The sequence below is a fragment of the Herbidospora sp. NBRC 101105 genome, assembly GCF_030269205.1.
GTDB classification, from domain to species: Bacteria; Actinomycetota; Actinomycetes; order Streptosporangiales; family Streptosporangiaceae; genus Herbidospora; species Herbidospora solisilvae.
The window spans coordinates 324,009-337,767 of sequence record NZ_BSSX01000005.1 but is presented as its reverse complement, the minus strand read 5'-3'; the positions used below and the strand labels follow the sequence as shown (position 1 = coordinate 337,767).

Below are 13,759 nucleotides of genomic sequence, written 5' to 3'. Positions count from 1 at the left end.
ACCTCAGAACTGGTAGTAGAGGAACGGGCTGAACGTGCCGGCGGCGACCAGCAGCGCGGCGTAGGGGGCCGCCAGCCAGGTCACCGCCGCGCGGAGCGGGCGCGGGCCGGTCGCGACCAGCGGGCCGAGCGGGCGGCCGGGCAGGAACACGATGAGCAGGGCCAGTGCGAAGACGGCCAGGCGTTGCGGGTTGGCGGCGTGGGCGACGAACTCGTCGAGCGGGCCGGGCCGCCACGTCACCATCGCGCCGAGCATGCGCCACGCGGCCGGCATGCTCTCGGCGCGGAACACCACCCAGCCGAACACGACCAGCAGGAACGTGACCAGACGGCCGGGACGGAAGCCCAGCACCCGTTCGGCGACCAGCAGGACGCCGTGGTAGAGGCCCCAGACGAGGAAGGTCCAGTCGGCGCCGTGCCACAGGCCGCACAACACGAAAACGGTGAGCAGATTGCGATAGGTCTTCCACGGGCCGTGCCGGTTGCCGCCGAGCGGAATGTAGACGTAGTCGCGGAACCACCGCGACAACGACATGTGCCAGCGCCGCCAGAAATCGGTAATCGAATGGGCCGAATAGGGCCGGTCGAAGTTCTCCGGCAGCCGGAATCCGATCATCAGCCCCAGCCCGATCGCCATGTCCGAGTAGCCGGAGAAATCGAAATAGATCTGCAGCGTGTACGCCAGCGCACCCACCCACGCCGTCACGGTGGACATCTCCGCGCCGGGCGCGAACGCGGCGTCGGCGATCGGCGCCAGCGAGTCGGCGATGACCACCTTCTTCGCCAGCCCCAGCGCGAACCTCGGGAACCCGGCCGCGAGCCCGCCCTCGACGGGCTTCGCCAGCTGCCCCGAGATCTCGTGATATCTGACGATCGGACCCGCCACGAGCTGCGGGAACATCGCGATGTACGTCACGAAGCCGACCACGCTGGTCTGCGCCGGCGTGCTGCGCCGGTAGACGTCCACGACGTAGGAGATGTGGTGGAAGGTGAAGAACGAGATGCCGATCGGCAGCGCCAGTTCGACCAGCGGCACGCCCTCCATCCCGAGGGCGCGGAGCTGCTCGGTGGCGAATCCGGCGTACTTCCAGACCGCCAGGATCGCCAGGTTCCACCCGACCGCCGCGCCGAGCACGATCGTGCGGCGGCGCTCGATCCGGTCGAGCACCCGCCCCGCGGCGTAGTTCACGGCGATGGCCGACAAGAGCAGGAGCGTGTACGCCCCCGCGCCCCACGCGTAGAAAACCAGGCTGGCCACCGCGACGATCCCGTTCCGGAACCGGGGCAGCAGCCAATAGGCCACGAGCGTGACCGGCATGAAGAACCACAGAAACAGTGGCGCGGCGAATGACATCGCCGGGAGTCCACCAGAATTGTCATCTGTACGGCATAAACAGAATTGGTTATGCCCGCGTTATTCGCCCTCTGACATCCTGGGCCGGATGCGGGTCCTGGTCGCCGAAGACGAACGAATGATCGCCGACGCCGTCGTGGCCGGGCTGAGGGCCGAGACCATGACGGCCGACGTCGCCTACACCGGCGCCGCCGCGCTGACCCTGCTCGCCGCCGGCGACTACGACGTGCTGGTGCTCGACCGCGACCTGCCGGGTGTGCACGGCGACGAGATCTGCCGCGCGGTCGCCGGGAGCGTGCGGGTGCTGATGCTGACCGCGCTCGGGGGCGTGCACGACCGGATCGCCGGGCTCGCCCTGGGGGCCGACGACTACCTGCCGAAACCCTTCGTGTTCGCCGAACTGGTGGCCCGGGTCCGGGCCCTGGGCCGCCGGTCGGGCCCGGCCGACCCGCCGGTGTTGCGGCGCGGCGACCTGAGCCTCGACTCGGCCCACCGGCAGGTGTTCCGGGCCGGGCGGTACGTGCCGCTGGCGCGCAAGGAGTACGGCGTGCTGGCCGTGCTGCTGCGGGCGCGGGGCGGGGTGGTGTCGGCCGAGGAACTCCTGGAGAAGGTGTGGGACGAACAGACCGACCCGTTCACCAACACGGTGCGGACCACGATGATGAAGCTCCGCCGCAAGCTGGGCGAACCGGCGGTCATCGAGACCGTGCCCGGCGTCGGCTATCGCCTGCTCTGAGCATCAGGGCCCGGATGGCGCTGCTGTTCGGCGGGACGATGCTGGTCATCGGCGCGGTCCTGCTGGGCTGCGTGTTCCTCGTCGTCCGGGGCTCGATGGGCCCGCTGCCGCAGGAGATGACGACGCTGGTCTTCTCCTCCGACGGCGGGAAGCCCTCGTTCTCGGGGCTCTACGAACTGGCCGTCAAGCGCGCCTACCTGGCGCAGACCCAGGACCGGGTGCGCGACCTCGGCGGCCTGGTCGTGCTCGCGGCGACCCTGATCGCGGCGGCGGCCGGATGGTGGGCGGCCGGATGGGCGCTGCGCCCGGCCCGCCGGGTGACCGTCGCGGCCCGGCGGGTGGCGCTCAGCCACGACCTGACCGAACGTGTCGGCTACGACGGCCCCGACGACGAGATCCGGCAACTGGCCGACATCTTCGACGGGGTGCTCGGGCGGCTGGCCCGCGCCCACGAGGGCCAGCGCCGCTTCATCGCCAACGCCTCCCACGAGCTGCGCACCCCGCTCACGGTCAACCGGACCCTCGTCGACGTGGCCGTCGGCCGGGCCGGGGCCAGTGAGGAGGTGGTGCGGCTGGGCGAGTCGCTGCTCGTCGTCAACGAACGGCACGAACGGCTCATCGACGGCCTGCTCGCGCTCGCGCAGGGGGAGCAGGCGCTGACCGACACGAGCACGTTCGACCTGGCCGACGTGGTCGAACACGTCGTGGACCTGGGGGCGGCCGAGGCCCTGGAACGTGCGGTGACCGTCGGCCACGACGTGGCCGAAGCGGTGACCGAGGGCGATCCCGTGCTGGTCGAACGGCTGGTCCAGAACCTGTTCGAGAACGCCGTCAGGCACAACACGCCCGGCGGGCGGGCGTGGCTGACCACGCGTGCCGACGCGAAGGGGGTCGAGCTGACCGTCGAGAACACCGGCCCGGTCGTGCCCGCGTACGACGTCGAGACCCTCTTCCAGCCGTTCCGCCGCCGTTCGGAGCGCGGCACCGGCCTCGGCCTGTCGATCGTTCGGGCCATCGCCACCGCCCACGGCGGCACGGTCGCCGCCCGTCCCCGGGAGGGCGGCGGGCTCGTGGTGACCGTGCGGCTGTCGCGGCACTGTGCGAGCTGAGTGCGTGATCAGACCCGATCCTGTGACATGCGACTCCCGCCTGAACCACCGTGACCGGCCTTACGTCTCTGGGGCATGAGACTGAGAACCACCCTGCTGGTGGCCCTGTTGTCGCTGGTCACGGCCTGTGGCGGCGGCGAACCGACCGCGACCGCGGCCGAGCCGGAGAAGAGCGCCCCGGCCACGCCGGTCGCGGTGCTGCGGGCCGAAGGCGGGTTCGTCACCGCCAGCATGAACGTGCTGCGCGCCCCCCGGGTCGTCGTCTACGGCGACGGCCTGGTGATCGCCGACGCGGCGTACCGGATGACCATCCCCGAGGCCGAGGTCACCCAGACCGTCGACGCGTTGCGGAAGTACCTGACCGGGCAGCCGCCCACCGCCACGCCGAAGCCGGGCGCGCCGATGGTGACCGACATCCCGGCGACCGTGCTGGCCGTGGCCGGTGACGACGGCAAGCTGATCGAGGTGCGGGCCGAGGCGCTCGACCAGGTCGCCGACTTCTACCCCAAGGAACTCGTCGAGGCCAAGAAGCTCCTCGACGGCCTGGCGACCAAGGCGGCCGACAAGAAGGAGGCCTACACCTCCGACCGGGTCCGCGTGGTCGCCGAGTCGGTGCCGACCGCCGAGGGCAAGCGCACGCCGTGGCCTGCGGGCGTGCCGGAGCCGTCGGGCCAGATCGACCCCGTGTGGCAGAAGGACCTGACGGGCGCGGAGGTCCCGGCCCTGGTCAAGGCCGCCCCGCCGGTTCCGGACGCGGGCCTGCCGATCTTCGAGACCAAGTCGGGTGTGTTCGTGTTGTCGTGGCGCTATCTGCTACCGGACGAGTGAGGCGTAAGGGCCCCGCCGGGGAGAGTGCGGCGGGGCCCTGGATCTTAGTTTGTATGGTAACCAAATCAATAAGGCTATGAAAGGAAGTCCAGGAGGATCTGGCGGCTGTGCTGGGCGGGGAGGCTGCCGTAGGCGTCGTCGGGGGAGTGCTCGGCGAACGGGAGGATCTTCGTGGTCACCGGGACGCCGTTGTCCTCCAGCAGCCGGGCGAAGGCGGTCACGTCCTGGGGGCGGGCGCTGCGGTCGCGGTCTCCGACGACCAGTAGGGTCGGCATGAGGCCCGGCCGGACGAACGTCTTCGGGGAGACCTCGCGGTAGCGGCCGGGGAACTCCGACGGACTGCCGCCGGTGTAGAGCACCGCCGCGTTCCGGCTGCCGTCGACGTTCCGGGTCCACATCTCCGACACGTCGGTGACCGGGTAGAACCCGACCACGCTCGCCGGAGGTGGCGGGACGTCGCCGCAGCTCGACGTGATCTCCCCGGTCCGCAGACGGTAGGCGGCGTTCAGCGCCAGGCCGCCGCCGGCCGACATGCCGCCCATCGACAACCGGTCGACGTCGAGGTTGAAACGGGTCGCGTTGGCGCGGGTCCAGGCCAGAGCGCAGACGAAGTCCTGCGGGGCCCTGTCCCAGGTGGGCGCGCCCGGAGCCGACAGGCGGTAGTCGACGGCGATGGCGGCCACGCCGTGGTCGGCCAGCCAGCGGCCGGTGCCGCGCAGGTCACCGCGGTCGAAGGTGTGGAAGCCGCCCGCGTGGGCCAGCACGATGGCGGGCGTCCTGGCCGAGGCGCCGCGCGGCAGGTAGACGTCGGCCTGGAGGTCTCCGGCGAACGTCTCGGTGACGTCGGGCCGCACCCCGGGGTAGGCGATCTGGGTGAACATCTCCGCCCACTGGACGTCGGTCCCGGCCTCGTAGGCCGCCTTGGCCTGGAGGCCCGCCACGACCACCGCCCCGGCGGTCGCGACCGAGGTGACCACGGTCAGCACGCGGCCCCACCGCCGCAGGCCCAGCCGCAGCGCCAGCAGCCCGAGCAGCAGGCCGGCCAGCCCGATGAGGGCGACGTGCAGCGGATACTGGCCGGTCAGGACCGGGCCGATGATGCCGGCCTTCGGGATCGCGGGGACGTAGCCGCCGAGGACGAGCGCCCCGGCCACGAAGGCGAGCAGCGAGGCCACGAGGGCGATCAGGATTCTGAGCATGCGAAAGAGAACTCTTGTCATGAGGGGGTTCCTTAGAAGGTCATCCGGCCGGGGGTGACCAGGCCGGTCTCATAGGCGAAGACGGCCGCCTGGGTGCGGTCGCGCAGGTGGAGCTTGGACAGGATGCGGCCGACGTGGGACTTGACGGTCTGCTCGGCCACGTGGATGGCGGCGGCGATCTCGGTGTTCGACAGGCCCCGGGCGACCAGGACCAGCACCTCGGTCTCCCGTTCGGTCAGGCCGGCGATCCGCTCGGTGACGTCGGGCGGCGCGACCCCGCCCTGGCGGGCGAACTGGCTGATCAGGCGGCGGGTCACGGCCGGTGCGAGCAGCGCGTCGCCCGCCGCGACCACCCTGATCGCCTCGGCGAGCCGGTCGCCGGAGGCGTCCTTCAGCAGGAAGCCGCTGGCTCCGGCGCGGAGCGCCTCGTAGACGTACTCGTCGAGGTCGAACGTGGTGAGGATGAGCACGCGGGCCGGGAGGGTGCGGGTGATCTCCCGGGTCGCCTCGATGCCGTTCGTGCCGGGCATCCGGACGTCCATGACGATCACGTCGGGCGCCAGCGCGGCGGCCTTGGCCACGGCGTCGGCGCCGTCGACGGCCGTGCCGGCCACCTCGATCCCCGGCTGGACGCCGAGCAGGATCGAGAAGCCCTCCCTGACCATGGCCTGGTCGTCGGCGATGAGCACGCGGATGGTCATGACGTCTCCGTGAGGGGCAACACGGCGCTGACGGCGTAGCCGCCGTCGGCGGTGGGTCCGGTGGTGAGGGTGCCGCCCAGCATGGCCGCGCGCTCCCGCATGCCCAGGATGCCGTGCCCGGCCCCGGGCCCGGCCTTGGGCGGGTCGTGCGGACGGGTGTTCGTGACGCCGATCCGGAGCTCGCGATCGTCGCGGACGACCCGGACCGTGACGGCCGCGCCGGGTGCGTGCCGCATCGTGTTGGTCAGCGCCTCCTGCACGATCCGGTACGCGTTCAGCCCTACCCCGCGCGGGACGTCCCCCAGGTCACCGGTGGTCTCCAGGGTCGCGCCCGCGGCCAGCCGGTCGAGGTCCGTGAGCGACGGCTGCGGGCTGACATCGGGTTCGGCCCGGAGCAGGCCGAGCAGGCGGCGCAGCTCGCCGAGCCCCTCCAACGCGGTCGAGCGGATCGTGGCGAACGCCTCGGTCAGCTCCGGCGGCGGGTCGGCGACCCGGTGGGGGCCCGCGTCGGCCTGGATCGCGATCACCGACATGTGGTGGGCGACCACGTCGTGGAGCTCCCTGGCGATCCGGGCCCGCTCTTCGAGGAGGGCCCGCTGACCACGCTCCTCGGCGAGCGCCGCCTGGGTGTCCCGGCGGCTGCGGATCAGCCACCCGGCCGCCCCGGCCCCCGCGACCGCGACCACGGCGAGCGGGCCGCCGGGCAGGACCGGCAGCACGCCGGCCGCGGTGAACAGGGCGGCCTTCCCGGCGTCGAGCCTGGTGTCGACTCGGAGGGCCACCAGCAGGACGATCCCGGCCTGCACGAGCCACCCGTACATCGTGTCGTTGGCGCCCGGCGGATGGGTGAGCTGCACCCAGACGAGCAGCACGCTCGACGCGGCCCAGGCCGGCACCGGCCACCACAGGGCCGCGACCAGCATCGCGGCGTGCACGACGGCCACGATCTGGGCGAACTGGTCGTCGCCCGTCATGGCCAGGAGCACGGCGGCCACGACGACCAGTGCGCGGGGAAGCGGTCCGAACCTCATGGCACCAACGGTAGAAAGGCGGGCGGCTGGTCCGCGTCACTCTCAGGTAGGGGTGGCGGGCCTGATCCGGCAGGATGAACGGGTGGCTGCTGCGAAGGTGCTCGTCGTCGAGGACGATCCGGTGATCGGGGCCGAACTGGTCGAGGCCCTGGGCGTGAACGGGTATGTCCCCGTGCTGGCCGTCACCGGGCGGTCGGCCATCGATCTCGCCCACGACGGAGTGCCCGACCTGGTGCTGCTCGACCTCGGGCTGCCCGACGTCGACGGCGTGGTGGTGTGCCGGAAGTTGCGGCTGGCCGCGCCCGAGGCGGTGATCGTGGTGCTGACCGCCCGGACCGAGGAGCTCGACGTCGTGGTGGCCCTCGACGCGGGGGCCGACGACTACCTGACCAAGCCGTTCCGGCTGGCCGAGCTGATGGCCCGGCTGCGGGCCCACCTGCGGCGGCAGGCCGTGGTGTCGCCGGGGCGGGCGCTGTCGGTGGGCGGGCTGCGGCTCGACGTCGCGGCCCGGCGGGCCTACCTCGACGGGGTCGAGTTGTCGCTCAGGCCCAAGGAGTTCGACCTGCTCGCGGTGCTGGCCGGACAGCCGGGCGAGGTCGTGACGCGCGAGGAGCTGATGGACCGGGTCTGGGACGAGAACTGGTTCGGCTCGACCAAGACGCTCGACGTCCACGTGTTCGCGCTGCGGCGCAAGCTGGAGGAGCCCGGCGGCCGGGCGCCCCGGATCACGACGGTCCGGGGGCGCGGCTACCGGATGGAGGCCTGACGGTCAGCGGCTCGGCAGCAGGAGGCTGAAGGTCGGCGGGCGTTCGCGCCGCAGGATCAGCCTTCCGCCCTCCGCCTCGGCCAGTGAGCGGGCCAGGCCGAGGCCGATGCCGTGGCCGTCGCGGGGGATGCGGCCGAAGATGTCGCGGCCCTCGGGCACGCCGTCGCCCTCGTCGGAGACGTTCACGGCGATGCCCGCGCCGACGTCGGTCACGGTCAGGGTGATCTCGCCCGCGCCGTGCCGCCGGGCGTTGTCGAGCAGCACGAGGAGGATCTGGCGCACCGCCGCCGTCGAGGCCGTCACCTCGGGCAGGTCGTCGTCGACGCGGATCGTCACCTCCTCCCAGTCGGCGCGGATCTCGGCGATCAGGACCGGCAGGTCGAGCGGGGCGTGGCCGGTGTCGCGGGAGAGCGTCACCAGGTCCTCGATGATGGTCTGGAGCCGTTCGGCCCGCGCCATGGCGCTGGCCACCTTCTCGGGCGAGGGCCGGTCGAGGGCCGACTCCAGGCCCAGCATCAGGCCGGTCACGCCGGTGCGGAGCTGGTGGGACACCTCGCCGCTGAACGCCCGCTCCCGGGCCAGCACCTCGCCGAGCCGCCTGGCCGTGGCCGCGAGGGCCTCGCCCGCCTGGTCGACCTCCAGGACACCTGATTTGGGGGCCCGTACGGTGAAATCGCCGTCGCCCAGGGCCTGCGCGGCGCCGGTGAGCCGTTCGAGGGGGATGGCCAGCCGCCGCGACAGGTAGATGGCCACGGCCGCCCCGACGCCGAGCGCGGCCAGCGCCAGGATCGCGATGAGCTGCCAGGCCTCGTACACCTCCTCGTCGACCTCCTCGGAGGGGGTGGACACCCTGACCACGCCCGTCCCGGACGGGATGGGGGCCGCCGCGACGTAGTCGGCGCCCTCCTCGCCCTGGTGGGGCAGGCCGTCGCGGATGGTGCGGGCGGCGAGGGGGGAGGTCGCCGGGCCGGCGCCCCGGGTCAGCGCGCCCTCGTGGGAGTAGATGCCGATGACGATGTCCTCGTCGTCCTCGCGGGGCAGCACCGTGGGGTCGTCGCGGAGTGCGGTGGCGTGGCGGGAGGCGCTGCGGGCCAGTTCGGAGGCGGTCCGGTCGTGGTAGCGGTCGTTGGTCAGCACCGCCAGCGGCACCGCGAACAACACGATCGCGAGGGCGGTCACCCCGAGGATCGCGGCGAGGGCACGCTGCCGCAGTGGGGTCCCTTCGGGCGTCATGTCGCTATCGTCCCAGGCGGTCGGGAAAGTGAACGGAGGGTTAACCGAACCCTCATCGGCCGCTGACCAGGTGCTCCCTAGCGTGAAATGGTGATCAGGTTTGTCGCCGGGCTGCCGCTGCTGGTTCTCGTGACGGTGCTCGGCGTCGTCGCCGAGATCCCCGCCTGGACCGCCGTCGACGGGGCGCTGGTCCAGGTCGTCCACGACGTGAGAAACCCCGTTCTCACCGGGATCGCCCTGATCCTCAACCTGCTTTTCGGCACCGAGGCGGGGATCGTCATCTCCCTGGCCATGGGGGTGTTCGTGCTGGTCGTGCGGACGCCCGAGGCGGTGCGGGCGCTGCTGGTGGTGCTGGCCGGGTGGGGGCTCGGGGCGCTGCTGAAGGTCGTGTTCGACCGGCCCCGGCCGCCGGTCGCCTTCTCGATGCTCGGCGAGATGGGCGACACGAGTTTCCCCTCGGGGCACGTCTGCTTGACGGCCGCCGTGGCCGTGGCCGCCTGGGTGCTGGCCCGCCGGCCCTGGGTGGTCGCGGTCGGCGCGGTGCTCGTGGTGGGGCAGATGCTGGCCCGTGTCTACCTCGGGGTGCACTACCCCACCGACGTGCTGGCGGCGGTGCTCGCGGTGGCGGCGTCGTCGATCATCGTGCTCCACGACACGGCCCGCGAGGTTGTCCACAGCCTGGGGAGAACTCAGAGCGGGTAGGGGCCGAAGCGTCCCCAGGCGACGAACGCCGCCAGCACCAGCAGCACAGCCGCCGGGACGGCCTGCGGAAGCTCCTTGCGGCGCACGTGGACGAGCACCGCGCCCGCCATGGCGACGGCCAGCCCGGTCGCCGCGACCGGCACGAGGATCGGCGCGATCCCGGTCACCCCCGGCAACACCAGCCCCAGCGCCCCCAGCGCCTCGACCACGCCGATCGCCTTGACCTGCCCGGCCGAGAAGTCCTCGGTCCACGCGAGGCCCGACTTGGCCAGTTCCTCCTTGGGGCGGCCGATCTTCATCGCGCCCGCGCCGAGGAAGGCGAGGGTGAGGAGGGCCGCGACGACCCAGAGGACTATGTTCATGGGGGTTTCCTTTTGACTTGAAGATTCAACTGAAACCTAGCCCATTCCGGACGGCGCCCGCCCCCGCTGATTGCCGCGCCGATCAGCCGGGCATGCCCTATGCGCATCCGGGTCAGACGTCGTGACGTGTCCGTCCGGTTCCCTGTCATACCAATCGTCACCAGTGACCCTTAAGGCCGGTGATGGCCCGGCATGCTCCGCTTCATGCGAAGGATCGTGCTCGCCTGTGTCCTGCTGCTCGCCCTGCTGGTCGGGGTTCCGGCCCGCGCCGCCACCCCGCCCGACGAGTGCCCGCCGGGCGAGATCGCGGGCATCACGTCACTCGACGGCGGCTACTGGCTGGCCGGCCGCGACGGCCGCGTGCATGCCTACGGCACCGCGAAGCTCTTCGGCTCCCCCGGCAGGCCCGCCGTCGCCATCGAGGCGACCGCGTCGGGGGAGGGCTACTGGCTCGCCGCCGCCGACGGCACCGTCTGGGCGTACGGGGACGCGAAGGTCGCCCGCACGACCACGCCCGCGCTGACCTCCCCGGTCGTCGGGTCGACGCGTACCGAGGGCGGCCTGTGGCTGACCACCGCCGACGGCACCGTGGTCGCCCCCGACGGCACCCTCACGGCGCGCAGACACGCGGTCGTCGACATCGTGGCCACCGCGTCGGGGAAGGGCTACTGGCTCGTCGCCGCCGACGGCTCGGTCTGGGCGTACGGGGACGCGGCGGCCGTGCCGAAGAAGCCCTCGAACCTGAAGGCCCCCGTCGTCTCCGCCACCTCGGCGGGCGCCGGACTGGTGCTCGCCGGCGCAGACGGCGCGGTGTTCGCCCTGGCCGGAGCCGCCTTCCACGGCTCGGCGGCGTCCCTGCGGCTCACCAAGCCGATCATCGGCGTCGCGGCGGCCACCGCCGACGGCTACACCCTGGCGGCGGGCGACGGCGCCGTCTTCACCTTCGGCACCGACGGCTTCATGGGCAACGCCGTCACGACGGCCGCCGACTGCGCCCCGCCCGAGCCCACCCCCGGCTCGGAGATCGTGCGGATCGCCACCGCGATCAAGGACGGCCGCGCCATGCAGGGCTGGCAGGGCGGCTTCGTCCCCTACGCGTGGGGCGGCGGCCACGGCTCGGCCCCCGGCCCGTCGTTCGGCACCTGCAACTGGTACACCGGCCCGCTCCCGTGCCGCGCCGACGTGACGTTCGGCGTCGACTGCTCGGGCTTCGCCCGCTGGGTCTACCACCTGGCCTACGGCCGCGACGTCCTGGGCGGCGAGAACACCAACGGCCAGCTCAGGAAGCTGACCAGGTCGACGACGGGCCGCCCCGGAGACCTCGTCTTCTACGGCCGCAGCCCGTCGGACACCCGCCACGTGGCCGTCTTCATCGGCGACGGCAAGGTCATCAACGCCCTGCGCACCGGAACGGTGATCCGGGTCGACCCGATCGACGTGAGCAGAGACCGCCTGCCCGGCTTCTACCGCGTGGCGGCCTGACGGGGCACGAGCCGGATGGTCGTCTCCTTGGCCGGACCGGCGACCATCGGGTCGACGTAGGCGGCGTCCTGGTCGCGATACTTCATCCGGTACGCCAGGTCGATCCCGTCGTTGACCGTCGAGTCGCCCTCGAGCACGAACCCGACGTCCTTGCTGACCCCACCGGCGCTGACGTGCCCCTCACCCCGCTCGCGCGCGGCCCGGAACCACCGGCCGCCCTCGCCCTTGTAGGAGCGGACGTAGAGGTCGTCGTCGTGCCGGACGACCCAGACGGTGACGGGCTTGAGGAAACTGCCGTCGGCCCGCTGAGGCGAGATCTCCAGCTCCTCGGCCTCTCCGATGGCGACGAGCTCGTCCTGAGTCCATGTCATGGTCGTCAATGCTCCGCCGCGCCCCCGGGCGAGAGCCGGAGGCTCGCCGGTGAGCCGTACGCCGGCGGATATCGGCAAAGCGGATCTCCAAGGCCGGTTACGGAGTAATCTCCTTGATCGGTCATCGTTGATCGTGTCCCGGTTGGAGACCGCATGACGGAAGCTTTCGGTGGTCCATGAGCGGGCCGGCTGCCGAAGTTCCCGACGGGCTCCCTCTCAGCGAGGCCAAGGCCCAGTTCAGCCTTGCGTATGTGCAGATGCTCGTTGCGGCTGCCCGCATGTCGATCAAGAAACACACGACGGACTACGACGGCGTCGACATCACGATCGCGGCGTCGGCCGAATACGAGCTCTACTACGCCCCCGAGTTCGAACTCCAACTCAAGGCGACCTCGCAGCAGCATTTGCTGAAGGACGATCACCTGGTCTGGCGGATGGAAGCGAAGCCATTCGCCAAGTTGACCCATCCCAAGCGCTATATTCCGGCCTATCTTGGCGTCCTTCTTCTGCCGGAAGGCCCCTGGTTGTCGCAGGACGAGCGCGGGCTGTTCAGCGGCAGCCGTCTTTATGTACAGCGGGCCGCTGATCTCGGCGTCATAGAGGACGATCGGGCTACCAAAACCGTCCACCTGCCCCGCAGTAATCTGTTGGACGTACCAGGGCTTCACGGGATCATGAAGTCGATCGGCGAGGGGGGTGACCTGTGACTGCTTCTGCTCAGGACCCCTCGATCCTGGAGATGGCACACAGCCTCTCGCCTGCCGCGGTATCGCAGTTTCTGGCAACGGAGTCATGGCGGTTGGAGTCAAGGGTCGATCACGTCCGTGAGGTCTGGTCGCTCCCCTCAGACGACGGAAGGCTCCGAGGGCGCCTGCTCCTACCCCTCGACTCCAGTTATCTGGACTTCGCAGATCGCTTCTATGACGCGCTGGTGACGATCGGCAAAGTGAACGACTGGGATCCCGAAGTCCTCCAAGAGCACATCATCGCGACGCGGGCCGACCTTTTCTTCGTGCGACTCGATCAGGCGATGACCGACGGGACCATTCCGCTCCGCCAGGCCGAACTCACCATCGAGGGCATCTGGAAACTGCTCCGTGCGGCGGCCACCACCGCGGCCAATCCCGACCATTCGCATCTGGGACGAAGGCCCGCGGCCGTAACCGATTTCCTCGAAGACGATGTTCGTCTCGGTCACACCAAACGCGGAAGTTTCGTCTTCACCGTCGTCTCCCGGCTCGGTGAAAACGAAGCATCCGAGTCCGGCCAGCTTGCTCCGCCATTCCAACGCCGTGTGATGGAGACGTTGGCCAGAGGGCTGGAGACCACCAGGAACATCACTGAAGGGCGAGACCTCGCCGCGTTCGACGAACCGTCGCGTTGGGGGCTCAGCGCAGGGCTGGTCGAGGCCATCGAGGACATGGCCGAACCTGAAGCGCTGAGAGCCATCGACCTGTCCTTCGAGTGGGCCGCCGCGCTGGAGAGGCCGCTGGTCGGAGACACACCCATCAAATTGGAACGACAGGTCATCCCCCAATTGGGGCGGGTACGGGAGCGGCTCATCCGGCAAGAAGAGCCGAAACGACGGGTAACGCTCATCGGGACGGTCAAATCTCTCACCAGAGAAGGCGGTCGTGACGAGAACGAGTCCGGAGCGGTCATTCTGCATGCCGAGGTGAACGGGCGATACAGAAACGTCCATATGACTCTGGACGGCCCTGATCATGACTGGGCGATCATCGCCTACAGATCGCGCGTACCCTTCACCGTCAGCGGTGATCTGGTCTTCGAACGCCGTGCCTGGCGGCTTCAGGGTGACATCGCGGTGGATTCGAGCTTTCTGCGTACGCTGCCCATGGCCCGCGACGAGGGCTGACCGCCGTCCG

At 70.9% G+C, this 13,759-nt stretch carries 15 protein-coding genes; 8 read left to right on the top strand and 7 right to left on the bottom strand.

The annotated features are described in order from the left end of the window. Positions 1-3: 3 nt before the first annotated feature. Positions 4-1,317 (bottom strand): MBOAT family O-acyltransferase, encoded by a 1,314-nt coding sequence (locus tag QSK34_RS22100; RefSeq protein ID WP_285586133.1) that lies wholly within the window; start codon positions 1,315-1,317, stop codon positions 4-6. Between the two features lie 124 nt (positions 1,318-1,441). On the opposite strand from QSK34_RS22100, the gene QSK34_RS22095 reads away from it, so the two are divergent. The 3 genes from QSK34_RS22095 to QSK34_RS22085 all read left to right on the top strand — a co-directional run bounded on the left by QSK34_RS22095 (position 1,442) and on the right by QSK34_RS22085 (position 4,026). Next, complete coding sequence (locus tag QSK34_RS22095; RefSeq protein WP_285586132.1) at positions 1,442-2,089, top strand: response regulator transcription factor; 648 nt, start codon at positions 1,442-1,444, stop codon at positions 2,087-2,089. 14 nt (positions 2,090-2,103) lie between these two features. Beyond that, positions 2,104-3,198 (top strand): sensor histidine kinase, encoded by a 1,095-nt coding sequence (locus QSK34_RS22090; RefSeq protein WP_285586131.1) that lies wholly within the window; start codon positions 2,104-2,106, stop codon positions 3,196-3,198. A gap of 75 nt (positions 3,199-3,273) precedes the next feature. After that, entirely contained in the window at positions 3,274-4,026 is a 753-nt protein-coding gene (locus QSK34_RS22085) for a hypothetical protein (RefSeq protein WP_161479658.1), read from the top strand. A gap of 74 nt (positions 4,027-4,100) precedes the next feature. Here the strand turns inward: QSK34_RS22085 and QSK34_RS22080 are convergent, their stop codons facing one another. The 3 genes from QSK34_RS22080 to QSK34_RS22070 are packed head-to-tail and all read right to left on the bottom strand — an operon-like array spanning position 4,101 to position 6,957. Next, entirely contained in the window at positions 4,101-5,225 is a 1,125-nt protein-coding gene (locus QSK34_RS22080) for an alpha/beta hydrolase (protein WP_285586130.1), read from the bottom strand. Between the two features lie 32 nt (positions 5,226-5,257). Beyond that, positions 5,258-5,926 carry a response regulator gene (locus tag QSK34_RS22075; RefSeq protein WP_285586129.1) on the bottom strand — a complete coding sequence of 223 codons (669 nt, stop codon included), beginning with the start codon at positions 5,924-5,926 and terminating at the stop codon, positions 5,258-5,260. Further along, positions 5,923-6,957, bottom strand: a complete 1,035-nt coding sequence (locus QSK34_RS22070; RefSeq protein WP_285586128.1) for a sensor histidine kinase — start codon at positions 6,955-6,957, stop codon at positions 5,923-5,925. Before QSK34_RS22070 ends, QSK34_RS22075 begins: the two co-directional genes overlap by 4 nt. Positions 6,958-7,039: 82 nt before the next feature. Here QSK34_RS22070 and QSK34_RS22065 point away from each other — a divergent pair, with 82 nt between their 5' ends. Then, positions 7,040-7,723, top strand: coding sequence for a response regulator transcription factor (locus QSK34_RS22065; RefSeq protein ID WP_285586127.1), 684 nt, complete (start codon positions 7,040-7,042; stop codon positions 7,721-7,723). A 3-nt stretch (positions 7,724-7,726) separates the two neighbouring features. On the opposite strand, the gene QSK34_RS22060 is transcribed toward QSK34_RS22065, so the two are convergent. Further along, on the bottom strand, positions 7,727-8,956 hold the full coding sequence (locus QSK34_RS22060) for a sensor histidine kinase (RefSeq protein ID WP_285586126.1): 1,230 nt from the start codon (positions 8,954-8,956) through the stop codon (positions 7,727-7,729). A gap of 90 nt (positions 8,957-9,046) precedes the next feature. On the opposite strand from QSK34_RS22060, the gene QSK34_RS22055 reads away from it, so the two are divergent. Then, positions 9,047-9,658, top strand: a complete 612-nt coding sequence (locus tag QSK34_RS22055; RefSeq protein ID WP_285586125.1) for a phosphatase PAP2 family protein — start codon at positions 9,047-9,049, stop codon at positions 9,656-9,658. Here the strand turns inward: QSK34_RS22055 and QSK34_RS22050 are convergent. After that, positions 9,646-10,020: a DoxX family protein gene (locus QSK34_RS22050; RefSeq protein WP_285586124.1), complete on the bottom strand. Its 375-nt coding sequence runs from the start codon at positions 10,018-10,020 to the stop codon at positions 9,646-9,648. The two genes, QSK34_RS22055 and QSK34_RS22050, sit on opposite strands and share 13 nt — an antisense overlap. 204 nt (positions 10,021-10,224) lie before the next feature. On the opposite strand from QSK34_RS22050, the gene QSK34_RS22045 reads away from it, so the two are divergent. Continuing rightward, entirely contained in the window at positions 10,225-11,502 is a 1,278-nt protein-coding gene (locus QSK34_RS22045; RefSeq protein ID WP_285586123.1) for a C40 family peptidase, read from the top strand. Here the strand turns inward: QSK34_RS22045 and QSK34_RS22040 are convergent. Continuing rightward, positions 11,484-11,873: a DUF2255 family protein gene (locus tag QSK34_RS22040; protein ID WP_285586122.1), complete on the bottom strand. Its 390-nt coding sequence runs from the start codon at positions 11,871-11,873 to the stop codon at positions 11,484-11,486. The genes QSK34_RS22045 and QSK34_RS22040 overlap by 19 nt on opposite strands. A gap of 176 nt (positions 11,874-12,049) precedes the next feature. Between QSK34_RS22040 and QSK34_RS22035 the strand changes: the two genes are divergently transcribed. Continuing rightward, positions 12,050-12,580, top strand: a complete 531-nt coding sequence (locus QSK34_RS22035) for a DUF4365 domain-containing protein (RefSeq protein ID WP_285586121.1) — start codon at positions 12,050-12,052, stop codon at positions 12,578-12,580. Between the two features lie 224 nt (positions 12,581-12,804). Then, positions 12,805-13,749, top strand: coding sequence for a hypothetical protein (locus tag QSK34_RS22030; RefSeq protein WP_285586120.1), 945 nt, complete (start codon positions 12,805-12,807; stop codon positions 13,747-13,749). Positions 13,750-13,759: the final 10 nt, after the last annotated feature.

What these genes read in the sequence shown, in the direction of transcription:
- QSK34_RS22100 (WP_285586133.1), bottom strand. Translation starts at nt 1,317, where the DNA reads ATGCCGGTCACGCTCGTGGCCTATTGGCTGCTGCCCCGGTTCCGGAAC.
- QSK34_RS22095 (WP_285586132.1), top strand. Translation starts at nt 1,442, where the DNA reads ATGCGGGTCCTGGTCGCCGAAGACGAACGAATGATCGCCGACGCCGTC.
- QSK34_RS22090 (WP_285586131.1), top strand. Translation starts at nt 2,104, where the DNA reads ATGGCGCTGCTGTTCGGCGGGACGATGCTGGTCATCGGCGCGGTCCTG.
- QSK34_RS22085 (WP_161479658.1), top strand. Translation starts at nt 3,274, where the DNA reads ATGAGACTGAGAACCACCCTGCTGGTGGCCCTGTTGTCGCTGGTCACG.
- QSK34_RS22080 (WP_285586130.1), bottom strand. Translation starts at nt 5,225, where the DNA reads ATGCTCAGAATCCTGATCGCCCTCGTGGCCTCGCTGCTCGCCTTCGTG.
- QSK34_RS22075 (WP_285586129.1), bottom strand. Translation starts at nt 5,926, where the DNA reads ATGACCATCCGCGTGCTCATCGCCGACGACCAGGCCATGGTCAGGGAG.
- QSK34_RS22070 (WP_285586128.1), bottom strand. Translation starts at nt 6,957, where the DNA reads ATGAGGTTCGGACCGCTTCCCCGCGCACTGGTCGTCGTGGCCGCCGTG.
- QSK34_RS22060 (WP_285586126.1), bottom strand. Translation starts at nt 8,956, where the DNA reads ATGACGCCCGAAGGGACCCCACTGCGGCAGCGTGCCCTCGCCGCGATC.
- QSK34_RS22050 (WP_285586124.1), bottom strand. Translation starts at nt 10,020, where the DNA reads ATGAACATAGTCCTCTGGGTCGTCGCGGCCCTCCTCACCCTCGCCTTC.
- QSK34_RS22045 (WP_285586123.1), top strand. Translation starts at nt 10,225, where the DNA reads ATGCGAAGGATCGTGCTCGCCTGTGTCCTGCTGCTCGCCCTGCTGGTC.
- QSK34_RS22040 (WP_285586122.1), bottom strand. Translation starts at nt 11,873, where the DNA reads ATGACATGGACTCAGGACGAGCTCGTCGCCATCGGAGAGGCCGAGGAG.
- QSK34_RS22035 (WP_285586121.1), top strand. Translation starts at nt 12,050, where the DNA reads ATGAGCGGGCCGGCTGCCGAAGTTCCCGACGGGCTCCCTCTCAGCGAG.